16 protein-coding genes, 2 tRNA genes and 2 rRNA genes are annotated in these 16,017 nt (G+C 46.1%); 15 read left to right on the plus strand and 5 right to left on the minus strand.

Annotation, left to right across the window (positions count from 1 at the left end; genetic code table 11):
• The 9 genes from BLS23_RS20970 to tsaD all read left to right on the plus strand — a co-directional run.
• Positions 1–128: ribosomal RNA gene (locus BLS23_RS20970) — 23S ribosomal RNA — on the plus strand; the annotation flags it as partial.
• Between the two features lie 91 nt (positions 129–219).
• Positions 220–333, plus strand: a 5S ribosomal RNA gene (rrf, locus tag BLS23_RS20975).
• Positions 334–417: 84 nt separating this feature from the next.
• Positions 418–494, plus strand: a tRNA-Met gene (locus BLS23_RS20980).
• Between the two features lie 114 nt (positions 495–608).
• Positions 609–685 (plus strand) — tRNA-Asp (locus tag BLS23_RS20985).
• A 160-nt stretch (positions 686–845) separates the two neighbouring features.
• Positions 846–1,832: a thiamine-phosphate kinase gene (gene thiL / locus BLS23_RS20990; RefSeq protein ID WP_089654959.1), complete on the plus strand. Its 987-nt coding sequence runs from the start codon at positions 846–848 to the stop codon at positions 1,830–1,832.
• A complete protein-coding gene (gene tsaE, locus BLS23_RS20995) occupies positions 1,833–2,288 on the plus strand; it encodes a tRNA (adenosine(37)-N6)-threonylcarbamoyltransferase complex ATPase subunit type 1 TsaE (RefSeq protein ID WP_089654960.1) in 456 nt (151 codons plus the stop codon).
• Positions 2,285–2,968, plus strand: coding sequence for a tRNA (adenosine(37)-N6)-threonylcarbamoyltransferase complex dimerization subunit type 1 TsaB (gene tsaB, locus BLS23_RS21000; RefSeq protein ID WP_089654961.1), 684 nt, complete (start codon positions 2,285–2,287; stop codon positions 2,966–2,968). Before tsaE ends, tsaB begins: the two co-directional genes overlap by 4 nt.
• A 4-nt stretch (positions 2,969–2,972) precedes the next feature.
• Positions 2,973–3,416 carry a ribosomal protein S18-alanine N-acetyltransferase gene (rimI, locus tag BLS23_RS21005; RefSeq protein ID WP_089654962.1) on the plus strand — a complete coding sequence of 148 codons (444 nt, stop codon included), beginning with the start codon at positions 2,973–2,975 and terminating at the stop codon, positions 3,414–3,416.
• A complete protein-coding gene (tsaD, locus tag BLS23_RS21010; RefSeq protein ID WP_089654963.1) occupies positions 3,413–4,444 on the plus strand; it encodes a tRNA (adenosine(37)-N6)-threonylcarbamoyltransferase complex transferase subunit TsaD in 1,032 nt (343 codons plus the stop codon). Before rimI ends, tsaD begins: the two co-directional genes overlap by 4 nt.
• Before the next feature lie 461 nt (positions 4,445–4,905).
• Here tsaD and BLS23_RS21015 read toward each other — a convergent pair whose 3' ends face one another.
• Positions 4,906–6,840 (minus strand): ABC-F family ATP-binding cassette domain-containing protein, encoded by a 1,935-nt coding sequence (locus tag BLS23_RS21015; RefSeq protein WP_089654964.1) that lies wholly within the window; start codon positions 6,838–6,840, stop codon positions 4,906–4,908.
• A 160-nt stretch (positions 6,841–7,000) separates the two neighbouring features.
• On the opposite strand from BLS23_RS21015, the gene moaC reads away from it, so the two are divergent.
• From moaC to BLS23_RS21030, 3 genes are read left to right on the plus strand one after another with little or no spacing between them, the layout of a single operon-like run.
• Positions 7,001–7,483, plus strand: a complete 483-nt coding sequence (gene moaC / locus BLS23_RS21020; RefSeq protein ID WP_089654965.1) for a cyclic pyranopterin monophosphate synthase MoaC — start codon at positions 7,001–7,003, stop codon at positions 7,481–7,483.
• 15 nt (positions 7,484–7,498) lie between these two features.
• Positions 7,499–8,158, plus strand: a complete 660-nt coding sequence (locus tag BLS23_RS21025) for a redox-sensing transcriptional repressor Rex (RefSeq protein WP_089654966.1) — start codon at positions 7,499–7,501, stop codon at positions 8,156–8,158.
• Between the two features lie 60 nt (positions 8,159–8,218).
• The gene (locus BLS23_RS21030) at positions 8,219–8,773 is read left to right on the plus strand and encodes a GNAT family N-acetyltransferase (protein WP_089654967.1); all 555 of its coding nucleotides are present in this window, start codon (positions 8,219–8,221) and stop codon (positions 8,771–8,773) included.
• 37 nt (positions 8,774–8,810) lie between these two features.
• On the opposite strand, the gene BLS23_RS21035 is transcribed toward BLS23_RS21030, so the two are convergent.
• On the minus strand, positions 8,811–9,632 hold the full coding sequence (locus tag BLS23_RS21035) for an SDR family oxidoreductase (RefSeq protein WP_089654968.1): 822 nt from the start codon (positions 9,630–9,632) through the stop codon (positions 8,811–8,813).
• 177 nt (positions 9,633–9,809) lie between these two features.
• Here BLS23_RS21035 and BLS23_RS21040 point away from each other — a divergent pair, with 177 nt between their 5' ends.
• Entirely contained in the window at positions 9,810–11,222 is a 1,413-nt protein-coding gene (locus BLS23_RS21040; RefSeq protein ID WP_089654969.1) for an MDR family MFS transporter, read from the plus strand.
• A gap of 42 nt (positions 11,223–11,264) precedes the next feature.
• Here BLS23_RS21040 and BLS23_RS21045 read toward each other — a convergent pair whose 3' ends face one another.
• On the minus strand, positions 11,265–11,465 hold the full coding sequence (locus tag BLS23_RS21045; protein WP_089654970.1) for a YdiK family protein: 201 nt from the start codon (positions 11,463–11,465) through the stop codon (positions 11,265–11,267).
• A 1-nt stretch (position 11,466) separates the two neighbouring features.
• Positions 11,467–12,183, minus strand: coding sequence for a CPBP family intramembrane glutamic endopeptidase (locus BLS23_RS21050; protein WP_089654971.1), 717 nt, complete (start codon positions 12,181–12,183; stop codon positions 11,467–11,469).
• A gap of 261 nt (positions 12,184–12,444) precedes the next feature.
• On the opposite strand from BLS23_RS21050, the gene groES reads away from it, so the two are divergent.
• Positions 12,445–12,729, plus strand: a complete 285-nt coding sequence (gene groES / locus BLS23_RS21055) for a co-chaperone GroES (RefSeq protein WP_089654972.1) — start codon at positions 12,445–12,447, stop codon at positions 12,727–12,729.
• A gap of 57 nt (positions 12,730–12,786) precedes the next feature.
• Positions 12,787–14,421 carry a chaperonin GroEL gene (groL, locus tag BLS23_RS21060; RefSeq protein WP_089654973.1) on the plus strand — a complete coding sequence of 545 codons (1,635 nt, stop codon included), beginning with the start codon at positions 12,787–12,789 and terminating at the stop codon, positions 14,419–14,421.
• 146 nt (positions 14,422–14,567) lie between these two features.
• Here the strand turns inward: groL and BLS23_RS21065 are convergent.
• Positions 14,568–15,895, minus strand: a protein-coding gene (locus tag BLS23_RS21065) for an IS3 family transposase (protein ID WP_089651141.1) whose coding sequence is annotated in 2 segments (ribosomal slippage) — positions 14,568–15,517 and positions 15,517–15,895 — 1,329 coding nt in all. Because the reading frame shifts where the segments join, the coding sequence is not laid out codon by codon here.
• Between the last annotated feature and the right edge of the window lie 122 nt (positions 15,896–16,017).

Below are 16,017 nucleotides of genomic sequence, written 5' to 3' on the forward strand. Positions count from 1 at the left end.
TTGAGATGAGATTTCCCTTTGCTTTAAGCAAATAAGATCCCTCAGAGACGATGAGGTTGATAGGTCCGAGGTGGAAGCGTGGTGACACGTGGAGCTGACGGATACTAATGGATCGATGACTTATCTATCTGATAAAAATCATTCGTGAAAAGATTGTACTCTTTCAAACAAGATGTTTCCTTATCCAGTTTTGAGGGTTCACCTCAAACTTTATATTGATGTGGTGGTGAAGGCGAAGAGGTCACACCTGTTCCCATGCCGAACACAGCAGTTAAGCTCTTCAGCGCCGATGGTAGTCGGGTTTACCCCCGTGAGAGTAGGACGCCGCCACATTGATTTATTTTCTAAAATGTAGTACAATAGGAAATAGAATACAATTAAATCTTATGGGAACTTATCAAAGTAATCCCACATTATCGCGGGGTAGAGCAGTCTGGTAGCTCGTCGGGCTCATAACCCGGAGGTCACAGGTTCAAATCCTGTCCCCGCAACCAAATTTCATTTAACTACGTCGAGTAATCATCCAAGTTAAATGAAAATCCTAGTATTAATAAGTGCAACCAATCTTTATTTAAGTCATTAGACTTTCTTTTTTTATGAAAAATTTTGGTCCGGTAGTTCAGTTGGTTAGAATGCCTGCCTGTCACGCAGGAGGTCGCGGGTTCGAGTCCCGTCCGGACCGCCACTACTTAAAATTAAACGTTCAGCCTTAGGAACCTTTCCTAAGGCTTTTATTATGGAATTTTTTAAATAAGCCTCTCTCTTGGTATAATAGGAATACTACGATTATACGGTCGGCTGGTTTCGTATTAAGAAAGCGGTCATAAGAGAAAGGGATATTACACATGGATGAGTTTTCATTTATACGATCGATCAAGCCGGAGTATTACCGGCAATCTTCTTTAATAAAAGGGATCGATGATGATGCAGCTGTCTTCCGACCATCGGGTCATGATATCGTTACGGCTGTGGATACGATGGTGGAGGGAGTCCATTTTACGAGACAGACGATGGCTCCTGAACAGATCGGCTACCGTGTCCTGGCTGCAAATATCAGCGATCTTGCCGCAATGGGAAGTATGCCTGCCTTTTTTATGGTTTCCATTACTATTCCTTCTGATTGGAGTCAGGAAGAGCTTGAACGTATTTATGAGGGAATGAAGAGACTCGGGGATTCTTATCAGATGGATTTAATCGGCGGTGATACTGTTTCCGGAAGTGAGCTTTCGATAAGTGTCACTGTCATTGGGATGGTTCATAAAGGGAAGGCCCGATATCGATCAACAGCTAAGACGGGAGATGTATTATTTGTTACAGGAACCCTCGGAGACTCCCGTGCAGGTCTGGAATGGTTATTGAATCCAAAAGAGCAAGCATCCGAGGATCATACATATCTGGTGCAGCGACATCAATCCCCCGTGCCGAGGGTAGCCTTTGCTTCTAATTTGTCTCATCTGGAACGCTTGACTTTGAACGACGTAAGTGACGGGATTGCGAATGAGGCGAATGAAATCGCAAAAGCCTCGGATGTTGATCTTTGGATTGATTCAAAGGTCCTCCCTTTTTCTGAGGCGATTCGAAAGGTATTTCCAAGGCAGTATGTAGATTGGGGATTATCTGGAGGAGAAGATTTTGAATTACTTGGATCCGTTCCAGAAAAGGATTGGTCACAAGTGATAGAAGCTGCAGAACAAGCAGGTGTGAGCGTAAGCAAAATCGGCTATGTAAAAACGAAAAAGGGACCAGAACCAGTGGTGAAGGTTAACAAGAGCGGAGAGTGGGAAATTTTAACCTCTTCCGGTTATACTCATTTGAAGGAAAAGGGTGATTGAATGACGACATTTGAATGGAGAAGCTCCTCTACGGAAGAAACGCAGCAGATGGCGGAAAAGCTCGGGCAACGACTGCAGCCAGGAGATGTGCTGACGTTAGAGGGAGATTTGGGCGCAGGTAAAACGACGTTCACGAAAGGTCTAGGCAAAGGGCTGGGTGTGAAACGGACAATCAACAGCCCGACCTTTACGATTATGAAAGAATATCAGGGGCGTATCCCTTTTTATCATATGGATGTGTACCGTCTGGAAGAGAGTGATGAGGACCTTGGTTTCGACGAGTACTTTGAGGGGGATGGTGTGACGGTCGTGGAGTGGGCTCAGTTCATACATGAGTTTTTACCTGATGAACGGTTGGACATTACGATTCGTTATTTGGATGACTCGACGCGGTTGTTCACATTAAAGGCTGCCTCCGGTCATTATGAAGCCTTATGTAAGGAGATATTAGAATGAATGTACTGGCGATAGATACTTCGAATTATGTCATGGGGGTTGCGGTCATTAGAGATGGGGCTGTAGCCGGTGAATATGTGACGAATATTAAAAAGAATCATTCCATCCGTTTGATGCCTGCGATCGATCAGGTTATGAAGGAGACGAGCATGATGCCAAGTGACTTGGACAGAATTGCGGTTGCTCATGGTCCGGGTTCTTATACAGGTGTACGGATTGGATTGACGACGGCAAAAACTATGGCATGGTCGCTCGGAATACCGGTTGTAGGTGTATCGAGCTTAGAAGCGGTCGCAAGGCAGGGGGCCTTTTTCCAAGGATATGTCTGTCCGTTCTTTGATGCGCGGCGGGGACTCGTCTACACAGGTCTGTATCGGTCAGACATGACGATTGAAAAGGATGAGACGAACGTATTAATGGAGGATTGGCTTCATCAATTGAAGGAACTGGACGAACCCGTTCTCTTACTCAGTCAGGATATAGCTGTACATGAAGAGAAGATCGTCGAGATTCTTGGTGATCAGGCGGTTCTTCCGAAAGCTCCTTATCACTATGCACGGCCTGCCATCATCGCTTCTGTAGCAGAAGAAAAGGAACCAGGTCCGTTGCATGACCTTGTCCCGAACTACTTGCGGATCCCTGAGGCGGAAGCCAAATGGCTGGAGCAGCAGGAGAAGTAGTAGGATGGCGACGATCAGGAGAATGACGAAGGATGATGTAGAAGCTGTTACGGAAGTCGAAAAGGCTTCTTTTGCCGTACCATGGTCCGGGGAAACCTTTAAAAAAGAGATGGAAGACAACCCTTATGCGCATTATTATGTCGTAGAAAAAGCAGACGAAATCATTGGATACTGTGGTCTGTGGTTGATCATTGATGAGGCGCATGTCACGAATATCGCCATTCATCCGGACCATAGAGGAAATAAGTATGGAGAGCGATTGTTCCGCCATACGTGTAACGAAGCGATCAAGCATGGAGCGATCCAGCTATCGCTTGAAGTGAGAGTTTCAAATACAGCCGCGCAGCATATGTACCGGAAGTTCGGCATGGTACCTGGAGGCATCCGCAAAAGGTATTACTCGGACAACGGTGAAGATGCGTTAGTGATGTGGGTGGGATTAAAATGAAGGAAGATCAATACATTTTAGCGATTGAAACGAGTTGTGATGAAACGGCCGTGGCAATTGTAAGAAACGAAACAGAATTGGTTACGAACATCGTCGCCTCTCAAATTGAAAGTCATAAGCGTTTCGGAGGGGTGGTACCGGAAATTGCCTCCAGACACCATATCGAACAGATGACCATTACACTTGAAGAAGCCCTGGAAGACGCGGGGATGACACTAGACGATATGGATGCCATTGCGGTGACGGAGGGACCTGGACTGGTCGGCGCCCTTCTAGTCGGTGTCAATGCAGCGAAATCGATCGCTTTTGCAAAACAAAAGCCGCTCGTAGGCGTGCATCATATTGCCGGTCACATCTATGCGAACCGTTTGGAAAAGGAATTTGAATTTCCGCTCCTTTCTCTCGTGGTTTCCGGCGGGCACACGGAGCTTGTGTTGATGCGTGAACATGGATCCTTTGAAATTATCGGTGAAACGCGGGATGATGCCGCAGGGGAAGCGTATGACAAAGTAGCACGGACGCTGAAGCTTCCATATCCAGGAGGTCCTCAAATTGACCGTCTCGCTCAAGAAGGGGAAGAAACAATCGATTTTCCTCGTGCCTGGCTTGAAGATGGATCCTATGATTTCAGTTTCAGCGGATTGAAGTCAGCAGTGATCAACCGTCTTCACAAAGCGAAGCAGCGGGATGAACATTTGAAGCCTGAGGATGTAGCCGCAAGCTTTCAGGCAAGTGTTGTGGACGTGCTATCCACAAAAGCTTTACGAGCTGCTGAGGAGTATGGTGTGAAACAAATGATTGTGGCGGGGGGTGTCGCTGCCAATAAGGGACTGAGAGCTGCGCTTCAGGAGAAGTTTGAAGGCAGCGAAACAGAATTGCTCATTCCACCGCTTCATTTGTGCACAGATAATGCCGCGATGATTGCTGCAGCTGGAGCTGTTGCGTACAATCAGGGACACCGGGCTGGATGGGACTTGAATGCCAATCCAGGGCTGGATCTTGAACTCTTTGGTGGACGAAAAAAATAAGGTCGTGAACAAGAACGATCAAAGCTCTCCTTTATAGATAAGGAGGGCTTTTCCCTTTTATTAACGGGAGTGTGTATAAGTGTGAGGATGGATTAAGAAAAAGAATTATCCACATGTGTATAAACATACAGTGGACAATTAATTAGTGGATAAGTAGAAATAGTAAAGAAAACGGTACCAATTATGTGGATAAATCTCATTATTTTTGTGGATAATGTGTATAACCTTGTTGAAAACTGTTAAGAAAGCTATTCAACTGTTGAAAACCATGTGGATACTGAATCATCATTCATACACGCTTATGCATTTGCGTTAGGTTCATCATTAAAAGTAGATATTAATCAACCTTTACTTCCGTTCATTCAAAGCGGAATATCGCTCTAACACTATCTGTTTGGAAAAAAATGGTGTACCAGGTCATCCATATTCTGGATGACCTGGTACACCTGTTTCTTTCAGTATCAGTCATGGAGGGTTTCCCATTCTTCCATGAGGGCTTCGAGTTTGGTTTGGAGCTGGGTATTGTCTTCTGTGATCTCGAGTGATCTTTCGTGGTCCTGATAGATGTCCGGGTCACAGAGGAGCTCTTCGTTTTCTTCGAGTCTCGCTTCCAGCTGTTCAATTTCTTCTTCGATTTCAGCAATGCGGCGGTTTTTCTTTCGTTCTTCACGCTTTGCCGCTTTGTCTTCTTCAAAGCTGTTCTTCTGCTGCACTTCCTGCTGTTTTGGTTCGTTTTGAAGTCGTTCTGCTTCTTCGATTTGCTGCAACTCGTATTCTTCCTGCTTCTTATCTACATAGTAGTCATAATCCCCAAGAAACAGTCGTGTCTCTTCAGGATTCATTTCCACAACCTGTGTCGCGATCTTGTTGATAAAGTAACGGTCGTGGGAAACGAACAAGAGGGTACCTGGATAGTCCACAAGCGCTGCTTCCAACACTTCTTTACTGTCGAGATCGAGGTGGTTGGTCGGCTCGTCGAGAATCAAGAAGTTCGCTTCCTGCATCATCAGTTTCGCTAAAGAAAGTCTCGCTTTTTCGCCACCACTCAGCGCAGAGACAGGCTTCAGCACATCTTCCCCTGAAAAAAGGAAGTTACCGAGGATGGTGCGGATATCTTTTTCGTTTTTCATCGGATATTCGTCCCAAAGTTCGTTCAAGACGGTTTTCTTTGAGTTCAGCTTCGTCTGTTCCTGATCGTAATAACCGATCTGTACATTCGTTCCGATTAACTTTTCACCTTTCGACTGTTCCAAATCTCCGATGAGTGTTCTCAATAACGTTGTCTTTCCAACCCCGTTGGGTCCGACGAGCGCAACAGAGTCGCCACGATTCAAATCAAGGGATACATTGTCGAAAAGGTAATCGTCGCTGTCATCGTAACGAAACGCATAGTTGCGCAGCTTCAGCACATCGTTCCCGCTTCGTTTTGCTGTCTGGAAACTGAACTTCGCCGATTGGTTGTCGTCCTTCGGCTTTTCGAGCTTGTCCATTTTCTCCAGCTGCTTGCGGCGGCTTTGCGCCCGCTTACTTGTCGTCGCGCGGACGATGTTTTTCTGAATGAAATCTTCCATCCGTTTAATTTCTTCCTGCTGCTTCTCAAAGCGTTTGAGTTCCTGCTCATAGTCCGCTTCTTTCTTTTGCAAATAATCGCTGTAGTTGCCATGGTATCGCTTGGATGATTGAAACGCGATTTCATACACGGTATTGACGATCTTGTCCAGGAAGTACCGGTCGTGGGAGACGATGACGACCGCTCCTTGATAGCCTTGCAAGTACCCTTCAAGCCAGCTCAGTGTATCGATGTCCAAATGGTTCGTCGGCTCATCGAGGATGAGGACATCAGGACTTGTGAGCAAAAGCTTTCCTAGTGCCAGGCGTGTTTTCTGCCCGCCGCTCAAGGAGTTGATCGGTGTATCCCAGCTGAAGTTTTTGAAATTCAACCCGTTCAACACGCCGCGGATATCTGCTTCATACTGATAGCCGCCAGCCGTCTTGAAGTATTCCTGTTTGCGGTCGTAATCTGCCAACAGCTGTTGGTAACGTTTCTGATCGTCGAGCAAGTCTGGGTCCGCCATTTGCACTTCCATGGAGCGGAGTTCTTTTTCCAAGTCCTTCAGATGGGTGAACACCTTCTCCATCTCGTTCCAAATGGTCTCCTCAGACTGCAGCCCTGTATTTTGGGCCAGGTAGCCCATCGTGGTTTCTTTCGGTTTGAAAATATTGCCTTCATCGTGGCTCATTTCACCAGCCATCATTTTGAGCAAGGTTGATTTTCCTGCTCCGTTCCGACCGACGATGGCGATCCGGTCGTTCATCTGCACTTCCAATTTGATATTCGATAAAATCAACTCGGCGCCGAAACGCTTCGTCAATTGGTTCAATTGCATGAGAATCATGTCGTTTCACCTCAATAAAATCAGTGTATCTCATAGGCGCGCCCCCTAGCAACACAATGGTCTCCAAGTATGTGAAATCTTTAACGACTAACGTTTGATTTTTTGGTAGAATAAGAGTAGTCTTTCAATCAGTACTGTTAACAAAAAGGGGTAGAAGAAAATGGCGGAGTTCAGTCATTTTAATGACCAGGGCCGCGCCCGTATGGTGGATATTTCAGAAAAAAATGATTCCGTGCGGACGGCCGTCGCAGCAACAAGTGTACAAGTGAATGAAGAGATTTATCATAAAATCACGAACCATGAGATTGGAAAAGGGGATGTGCTTTCTGTGGCCCAGGTCGCAGGGATTATGGCAGCGAAAAAGACATCTGACTGGATTCCGATGTGCCATCCGTTGTCATTAAAAGGCATCGATGTGTCCTTCGATTGGGAAACAGAAGACCAGCCGACATTAAACATCGAGATTTCTGTCAAGACGAAGGGAAGCACAGGGGTGGAAATGGAAGCGCTAACGGCCGCTTCAGCCACAGCCCTCACGGTTTACGATATGTGCAAAGCGTTAGATAAAGGAATGGTCATCGGCCCGACCTATTTGAAAGAAAAGACAGGCGGGAAAAACGGCGACTATACGAGAAACAGGTAAAGGAGTCCGGTGCTAATGGATATCGAACAAACGAAGATTCCACAGGCGACAGCGAAGCGGCTGCCGCTCTATTATCGCTTTTTGAACAACCTCCATACCCAGGGCAAACTGCGTGTGTCTTCGAAGGAACTGAGCGATGCGGTCAAAGTCGATTCAGCGACGATCCGCCGCGATTTTTCCTATTTCGGAGCACTCGGCAAAAAAGGGTACGGCTACAATGTCGAGTATTTGCTTTCCTTTTTCAGAAAAACGCTCGATCAGGATGAAACGACACGTGTCGCGTTGATCGGTGTCGGGAATTTGGGGACGGCATTTTTGAACTACAACTTCACGAAAAACAACAATACGAAAATCGAAATCGCCTTCGATGCGAACGAGGAGAGAGTCGGTTCTGAGGTCGGTGGCGTCGGTGTCGAGCACATTGACGATTTAGAAGAAAAGCTCGGCGACATTTCTGTTGCCATTCTCACGGTTCCATCCTCTGCCGCTCAAGGGATTGCGGACAGGCTTGTAAAAGCGGGGATTTCAGGGATTCTTAATTTTACACCAGCGAGGATCAGCGTGCCGTCGAATGTCAGGGTCCATCATATCGACCTTGCCATCGAACTGCAGGCTCTCGTCTATTTCCTGAAGCATTACCCACTGAACGAAGAGGAAGCAGAGGAAGAACAATAAGAAAGACAAACGGGTGTGAAATCATTTTGATTTCTCACTCTTTTTTTAGGAGGAAAGGATTTGGAAACGTTAACGTTTGGTTCAGAAACAGAAAGATTGGTCATTAGACCGCTTGAGAAAAGCGATTATGAAAGCTGGCTTCAAGGATATGAGGGGCGTTTTCCGTCAAAGCGCCGTCATGATGAAGGCCGTCTTGATATGAGTGTTTGTACGAAAGAATGGTTTGATGAGCTGGTGGAGAAACATCAACAGTTAGCGATGGAGGATACCGCGTATATCTTCGGTGTTTTTCTAAAAGGAGATCAAACACACGTGGGAATGATTGATTTCTCTACTTTAGTAAGATATGACTTCCAGTGGGGAAGAATTGGGTATGCGCTGCATAACCAGCATTGGGAGAAGGGTTATGGGAAGGAAGCGGTGGCTGTAGCATTAAGGGTCGCTTTTGATCAACTGAGCTACCACCGGGTAGAGGCCCATATCAATTTGGATAATGAGCCTTCCATCAAGATGGCAGAGAGCATAGGTCTTGTGTATGAATGCACCCGAAAAGGGTTCATCCACGAGTTTGGTGAATGGACGGACAACTTGATCTACTATAAAAATGCAGAATAAAAAAGAAGCTCAGCCTGGTGCTGAGCTTCTTTTAATGTTACTCGGTATTCTCTTTCCAACTTTTGTCCATAAGCATCTTCCCAGGCCACGTGTAGGCCATAATGCCACCGTCTGCGGTAATATCTTCACCTGTCACATAAGAACTTTCATCAGAAGCGAGGAAAAGAGCGACATTCGCCATTTCTTCCGGGCGTCCGAGGCGTCCCATCGGCGTGACCCACTTATTCGCTTCACGGAACTCTCTGCCTTCTTCTTCCTGCTTCGTCCCTGCAAGCTCTTGGACGAGCGGAGTTTCGATGGTACCTGGAGAAATCGAATTGACACGGATGCCTTCGCGCGCATAGTCGATTGCCATCGCTCTTGTGAAATTGGTAATACCGCCTTTTGCTGCGTTGTATCCGGAGCGGTCGAGATCCGCTGCCTGACCGGACATGGACGACGTATTGATGACAGAACCTCCATTTTCAAGCATAAGCGGGAGGATGTATTTGCTCGTCAAAAAAGTTCCTCTCAAGTCGACGGCAATAATTTTATCAAAAAGTTCGACCGGATATTCGTGCACCTTGCCGCCTTCTTGATCGACGCCGGCATTGTTGAACAGGATGTCCACATTTTCATAATGCTCTTTGACGTAATTGGCAAACTGCCGGACACTATCCACATCAGCAACATCAAGCTCGACGGCTTCGGCCTGGCCGCCTTCATTCTTCACTTCATCCACCGTTTTCTGTACTTCTTGTACATTAATATCACCGCAAATGACAGTTGCTCCTTCACTTGCGAACCGTTTGACGGTGGCCGCACCTATTCCTGTCGCGGAACCGGTAACGACCGCGATTTTATTATTTAAACGTCCCATATAAAAAGAACCTCCTTTTGTTCGTTGCTATGACTCTTACCCCCTTCTATAATCGTTGTAAACCTTTGTCAGCACAGAAGGCGCTTACAGTCGAAACGTGCGGAATCATGGTTAAGGAACAGCGGAGGTGGTATAGTAAATACTAGTTCGCGTATCGAAAGAAAGCGGGTGAGACGATTGAGTAAACTGCCTCATAAATGGCTCGTGGTCGTGTCTGTCCTGTTCGGGACGTTCACGGTCATTTTGAACAATAGTATGCTGAACCCTATTCTGCCGCGGTTCATCGAGATTTTTGAATCCGATGCCGTAGCGGTAGGATGGATTTTGACGATCTTCATGGTATCGATGGGGATGACGATGCCGCTTACCGGCTATTTCGGTGACCGGTTCGGGAAAAAGAAAGTGTACCTCGTCGGGCTCTGTATTTTCCTTGCAGGTTCCACACTCGGATTCTTTTCATCGACGCTCGGTATGGTTATCTTATCCCGGGCGATTCAGGGCATGGCTGGCGGATTGATGATGCCGATCGCCATGGCGCTCATCTTTAATTCGTTTCCCCGTTATGAACGGGGACTTGCGGTCGGCGTGTACGGCGTCGCCGCCATGGTCGCACCAGCCATCGGACCAACGATCGGTGGTTTTCTGATTCAATATTTTGACTGGCCATGGTTGTTCGCCTTCAACATTCCATTCGGATTGACTGGACTCATTTTATCTTCGAAATTTCTTGAGCGTACCGAAACCGATCCGACGAAGCGGTTTGATCTGGTCGGCTTTCTGGTCATAGCGACCGGCATCGGCTCAGTGCTGTTTGCCCTGGGGAGGGGCCGGACGCTTGAAACGTTGTTCGCCCCTTTGAACATTGCATTGATCGTAGGTGGATTGATCGCCATCGTCCTTTTCGTCATTTACGAAAACCGCCAGGAGGATCCACTGCTGAACTTGTCCGTTTTCAAAGTGCCGACCTATTCCGTTTCAATCGTCGTCACTTCAGCCGCATCCATCGGCTTGTTTTCAGGGATATTCCTGCTGCCACTGCTGATTCAAAATGTGTACGGGCTGAACGAAGTGATGACTGGACTGTTGTTCCTTCCGGCAGCCGCTGCGAGTGGGGTGTTCATGTCCATCGGTGGACGCATCCTCGATAAAAAAGGACCGAAATACGTCGTGCCACCGGGCCTTACGATCATGGCGCTCGCAACCTTGGGCTTAAGCTTTTTACAGCTGTCAACACCATACTGGCTGATTCTCTTGTTGAATACGGTGAGAGGCCTTGGGATGGGAATGGGGAACATGCCGGCGACGACATCAGGCATGAACAGCATTCCGGAACATTTGGTTGCTCAAGGGTCTGCGATGAACAACATCATCCGGCAGATCTCTTCTTCGCTCGGTATTGTCTTTTTCTCCATTTATTATGAAGTGAGGCGGGCTCAAGTGTCGGCGAACCCGGATATCGATATGCAGGCAGCCACCCTGCAGACGCTTAATGAAGCGTTTCTCGTCTCTGCAATTGTGCTGATCATCGCGATCCCGTTTTCGTTCATATTGAAAGGTGTACAGGATGACAAAGAGGAACAGGAAGCATAGAAAAAAGCAGGCCCACACTCGTGGACCTGCTTTTTTGCGACATTATTTCTTTTTTGCATTCTTAATCTTGTTGTGTAGATTGAAAAGCCGAATCGCTACGGCAATGTTGAATGTCGCGACAATGGCCAGGATGATGGTCATCGCATTCCACACCGTCTCTTCTGCCGACTGTGCGGCGATGTAGGTGAATGCTACGCCCATCATCATGTAAAGAAAAGCCATGAATAAGGGTGATGTTCTCATATTATAAAAAGCCTCCAATAAAGATGGTCTCCAGCTGTTCCTGCATGCGGCGGATATCCTCTTCGGTGAGGAAATACTGTGAAACGACAACAAACGAGTTCATCGCCATATGAGCCACGATTGGTGTAATAATTCGTTTTGTTTTGACATATAGGAAGGCGAAGACGACTCCCATGGAGAAGTACACTAACATATGGCTGAAATCGAAATGGAATGCTCCAAAGAAGAGAGCGGATACGAGAACGGCCAGCCAGAAGTTCGTCCGCTTATAAATCGTACCGAAAATGATCTTACGGAAAATAATCTCTTCCGTGATCGGTGCAAACACGACAGGAAGGAGAATGAACAGCGGCGATTCACGGGCGATTTCCATCAATCCCATCGTATTCTCAGATCCCGGTGATACCCCGAACAATTCACGTTCAATGGTCGCGGCGATGGCCTGGGCGAACAAAGCTAAAAAGACACCTGCGATCGACCAGAGCACGACTTTTCCCGGTCCTGCTTTATCCTCGCTCCGGGCTAAAGCATCCTGTGGATTCCGCCGGAGCAGGAGAAGGATGATGATGGTCGCGATGGTAAAGCTGAACACAGACCATATGGCAATCGCATCAAAACGTGAAATTTCCGACGCCTGTACAATTAACCAGACAGCTGGAATCGCAGAAATCTGTGCGATGAGATAGGTAACGATAATGTACCAATAATGTTTCGGCATAAAGGCACGACTCCTTTTATAAATCCCTTTTAATTGCTTCAATATACATACTTTATGTATTCTATCACAGTTTCAAAACCAGGCGTAAGGAATAAGGGTCAGTGTAAGAATTTTGTCGAAAAAGAAGTGCAAAATTTCTATAGTTTCTACTTGAAAAACGATAGCGAATTGCTTATTATAATAATTGTGTTAGCACTCATCATCGACGAGTGCTAATAACCGACAAAAATTTGAACAACCATATCAAGGAGGGTGTCCTAATTGTTAAAGCCACTTGGTGATCGTATTGTTATTGAACTAGTTGAAGAAGAACAAACTACTGCGAGCGGAATCGTACTTCCTGACTCTGCGAAAGAAAAGCCACTAGAAGGTAAAGTTGTTGCTGTCGGCACAGGCCGCATCACAGACAACGGTGAAAAAGTAGCACTGGAAGTCGCACAAGGCGACCGCGTGATCTATTCTAAATTCGCAGGTACAGAAGTAAAGTATGAAGGCAGCGAATACTTGATTCTGCGCGAATCTGATGTACTAGCTGTTATCCAGTAGTCACTTTTTCTATAAAAATACTTAAGAGATACGATTTTAATGAGGAGGGCATTTTAAATGGCTAAAGAAATCAAATTTAGTGAAGACGCGCGCCGCTCTATGCTGCGTGGTGTAGATACATTAGCAAATGCTGTTAAAGTTACACTTGGACCAAAAGGACGTAACGTCGTATTAGATAAGAAATTCGGTTCTCCACTCATCACAAACGATGGTGTGACAATCGCTAAAGAAATCGAACTCGAAGACCACTTCGAAAACATGGGTGCACAACTCGTTTCTGAAGTAGCTTCTAAAACAAACGATGTCGCTGGTGACGGTACGACTACTGCAACGGTCCTTGCACAAGCGATGATCCGTGAAGGTCTTAAAAACGTTACGTCTGGTGCAAACCCAGTAGGTATCCGTAAAGGAATCGAGAAAGCGACAGCCGTAGCAACAGAAGAGCTTCGCAAAATCTCCAAGCCGATCGAAGGCCGCGATTCTATCGCACAAGTGGCAAGCATCTCTGCTGCTGACAATGAAGTCGGCCAGTTGATTGCTGAAGCAATGGAGCGCGTAGGTAACGACGGTGTAATCACGATCGAAGAATCTAAAGGTTTCAACACAGAACTAGAAGTGGTTGAAGGTATGCAGTTTGACCGCGGTTATGCTTCTCCTTACATGGTCACAGACCAGGATAAGATGGAAGCGGTTCTTGAAGATCCTTACATTCTAATTACAGATAAGAAGATCAACAACATCCAGGAAGTTCTTCCTGTACTTGAGCAAGTGGTTCAACAATCCAAGCCACTTCTATTGATCTCTGAAGATGTTGAAGGCGAAGCACTTGCAACACTTGTTGTGAACAAACTTCGCGGTACATTCAACGCTGTAGCTGTTAAGGCTCCTGGATTCGGTGACCGTCGTAAAGCGATGCTTGAAGATATCGCAACACTTACAGGTGGCCAAGTAATCACAGAAGATCTTGGGCTAGAATTGAAGAATACAACAATCGACCAGCTTGGACGCGCGTCTAAAGCAGTCATCACAAAAGAAAACACAACAATCGTCGAAGGTGCAGGAAACCCTGAGCAGATCTCTTCCCGTGTTGCTCAAATCCGCGCACAGGCAGAAGAAACAACTTCTGAATTCGATAAAGAAAAACTACAAGAGCGCCTTGCAAAACTTTCTGGCGGCGTAGCTGTCATCAAAGTCGGTGCGGCAACAGAAACAGAATTGAAAGAGCGTAAACTACGCATCGAAGACGCCCTGAACTCTACGCGAGCAGCAGTGGAAGAAGGAATCGTTGCCGGTGGTGGTACAGCCCTTGTAAACATCATTAACTCTGTGGAAGGCCTTGGCCTTGTAGACGACGAAGCAACTGGTGCAAGCATCGTTCTACGTGCACTTGAAGAGCCGGTACGCCAAATCGTTCACAACGCAGGTCTTGAAGGATCCATCATCGTTGAGCGTCTGAAAGCCGAAGAAGTCGGCGTAGGCTTCAACGCAGCAACAGGCGAATGGGTGAACATGGTTGAACAAGGTATCGTTGACCCAACAAAAGTTACACGTTCTGCGCTTCAAAACGCAGCTTCCGTAGCCGCTATGTTCCTAACTACTGAAGCGGTTGTAGCGGATCACCCAGAAGAAGATAATGCAGGCGGCGGTATGCCTGATATGGGTGGCATGGGCGGAATGGGCGGCATGATGTAACAGCCCAAAACCCTTGAAATGAAGGGATTTTAGAGGTAATAAGTTTTAATGCTCATAACAAGAAATAATAAATAAAGATATAAATAAGGTCTCCCTCGGTTCAGTATGAACTGTACCCCCAAAAATGGACAGTTTAATAAAAAGTGCTAGGCTGCTAATAGGTGACCTCGGTATTGTGCCGGGGTCATTTTTTGTAAGGACCACTGATATCGACGATGATTGTAATACTCCATATATTCTTCAATCGCTTGCTTGACTTCAAATACAGAAGAACACGCCTTGAAGTCGATTCCATCTTTCATATGCCCAAAGAAAGATTCCATCGGGGCATTATCCCAACAGTTACCGCGACGTGACATTGACTGATCCAAGCCAAGTTCGCTCACTTTCTTCTGGAACTCAGGGTGGGTATAGTGCACGCCTTGATCGGAATGGATTAAACAGTCAGGGTGAGGGATAAAGTCCTCCCGTTCCATTAACTTATCAAGCGTAGTGTACACGATATCCATCTTCAAGGAGGTAGAAATATGATAAGCTAAGATTTCTCGTGTCGCTCCATCTTTAATGGCGGATAGATAGGCTTTTTGTCCTTTTTCATAATAAACATAAGTGATATCCGTTAAGAGGACTTTGTGTGGTTCCTGTTGATCGAACTGGCGATCCAACTTATTTTCACACGTTTGATGTTCTTGCGTCGCTTGGGCGATTTTTTTATAGGGATTCGCTCTCCGGATCTTGCACACGATATTGTACTTGTTCATAATTCGGCGAATACGTTTAAGGTTCATCACAATCTTCTCATCATTCTCTAAAGCCATCTTGATCTGGATGGCACCCACTTTTCCCTTAGATTGGTCGTACACTTTCTTGATGATCGTATAGTCCGCTTCATCGCTTTGTTCCCTTTTTTGACGGGTTTCCTCTGCTTTCAACCAATTATAATAACCGGAACGACTTACTCCTGCCACTTCACAAAAATACTGAATTAAAGGAGGAAATCCATTTTCTCTTACCACTTTTTCAATGAGTTGAAATTTCTCTGATGTCGTTACTTTTTCTTCTTCGCCTGCCTTTCGAGTTCGTCGAGCTTTTTTACGAAATCTACCTCTGCCTCTAGATACGCAATACGCGCTTCTGCTTTCTTCAATTTCTCTTCCGTAGATAGTTCTTTGGAGGATGGACGTCCTGTGGCGCCTTTCCCTCTACGTTCTGTATAGAATCCATCTTCTCCGTACTTCTGGAACGTTTCCCGCCAACGCTTTATACATTGATTAGGTTTCTTAGATCCAATAATAGACATATCAAACCCATACTCTAAGAAAATTTGGTAAGGACCTTTCCCTTCTATGTTTTCTTTCACTGCCGTTACCTTAAAATCAGGAGAATAGGTGATGGAGCGATCGGATACCTTGATGACATTTGGGTTGGATTCTAGTTCTCTTCTTTGTGATTCAGTAAAAGTAATTTTGGACATCTCTATAACCTCGCTCTTATTGTTAATTTGATTATAAATGGATATCCGAGGTCATGAAACACAAAAAACCCCGAATAAGGGCACTTTTTTATCAGTGTCCATTATTCAGGGTATAGTTCAGT

This window comes from Halobacillus aidingensis, from assembly GCF_900104185.1.
Lineage (GTDB): Bacteria > Bacillota > Bacilli > Bacillales > Halobacillaceae > Halobacillus > Halobacillus aidingensis.

What these genes read in the sequence shown, in the direction of transcription:
- BLS23_RS21045 (WP_089654970.1), bottom strand. Translation starts at nt 11,465, where the DNA reads ATGAGAACATCACCCTTATTCATGGCTTTTCTTTACATGATGATGGGC.
- groL (WP_089654973.1), top strand. Translation starts at nt 12,787, where the DNA reads ATGGCTAAAGAAATCAAATTTAGTGAAGACGCGCGCCGCTCTATGCTG.
- BLS23_RS21050 (WP_089654971.1), bottom strand. Translation starts at nt 12,183, where the DNA reads ATGCCGAAACATTATTGGTACATTATCGTTACCTATCTCATCGCACAG.
- rimI (WP_089654962.1), top strand. Translation starts at nt 2,973, where the DNA reads ATGGCGACGATCAGGAGAATGACGAAGGATGATGTAGAAGCTGTTACG.
- moaC (WP_089654965.1), top strand. Translation starts at nt 7,001, where the DNA reads ATGGCGGAGTTCAGTCATTTTAATGACCAGGGCCGCGCCCGTATGGTG.
- BLS23_RS21025 (WP_089654966.1), top strand. Translation starts at nt 7,499, where the DNA reads ATGGATATCGAACAAACGAAGATTCCACAGGCGACAGCGAAGCGGCTG.
- tsaD (WP_089654963.1), top strand. Translation starts at nt 3,413, where the DNA reads ATGAAGGAAGATCAATACATTTTAGCGATTGAAACGAGTTGTGATGAA.
- thiL (WP_089654959.1), top strand. Translation starts at nt 846, where the DNA reads ATGGATGAGTTTTCATTTATACGATCGATCAAGCCGGAGTATTACCGG.
- tsaE (WP_089654960.1), top strand. Translation starts at nt 1,833, where the DNA reads ATGACGACATTTGAATGGAGAAGCTCCTCTACGGAAGAAACGCAGCAG.
- BLS23_RS21035 (WP_089654968.1), bottom strand. Translation starts at nt 9,632, where the DNA reads ATGGGACGTTTAAATAATAAAATCGCGGTCGTTACCGGTTCCGCGACA.
- tsaB (WP_089654961.1), top strand. Translation starts at nt 2,285, where the DNA reads ATGAATGTACTGGCGATAGATACTTCGAATTATGTCATGGGGGTTGCG.
- BLS23_RS21015 (WP_089654964.1), bottom strand. Translation starts at nt 6,840, where the DNA reads ATGATTCTCATGCAATTGAACCAATTGACGAAGCGTTTCGGCGCCGAG.